The 413-nt window shown below is 65.1% G+C and carries 1 protein-coding gene; it reads left to right on the plus strand.

Annotation, left to right across the window (positions count from 1 at the left end; all coding sequences use genetic code 11):
- The first annotated feature begins 64 nt into the window (after window positions 1-64).
- Entirely contained in the window at window positions 65-412 is a 348-nt protein-coding gene (locus EN781_RS35730) for an SDR family NAD(P)-dependent oxidoreductase (RefSeq protein WP_245492729.1), read from the plus strand.
- The last annotated feature ends 1 nt before the right edge of the window (window position 413 follow it).

Consider the following 413-nt stretch of genomic DNA (forward strand, 5'->3'; position numbering starts at 1 on the left):
ACCTTATTGTCGGCCGCGACAGGGAGTCAAATCGGGCAGCCGCCGCCCGACGGGATACGCGTTCTTGTCGCCTGTCATCCTGCGCATTATGAGGATCGGCTACGGCGCCGCGCCTGCAAATCCCGGCGACAATCACGGAGTTTCGGCAATGAAGGATTTCGACGGCAAGATCGCCCTGGTGACTGGGACGACCGGGATCGGCCTGGCGAGCGCCAGGCGCCTCGCGGCGGGCGGAGCGGCGATCGTCGCGCTCGGTATCGACGAGAGCGCCAATGCGGCGATGCAGGACGAATTCGACCGCAACGGCGCCGCCGCGCTGGTGGCGACTGTCGATGTATCCGTGCCGGACCAGGTCGCCCCAGTCACCAGGGCGATCTTGCCGTCGAAATCCTTCATTGCCGAAACTCCGTGAT

The organism is Mesorhizobium sp. M4A.F.Ca.ET.090.04.2.1, assembly GCF_003999085.1.
In the GTDB taxonomy this organism is placed as follows: domain Bacteria; phylum Pseudomonadota; class Alphaproteobacteria; order Rhizobiales; family Rhizobiaceae; genus Mesorhizobium.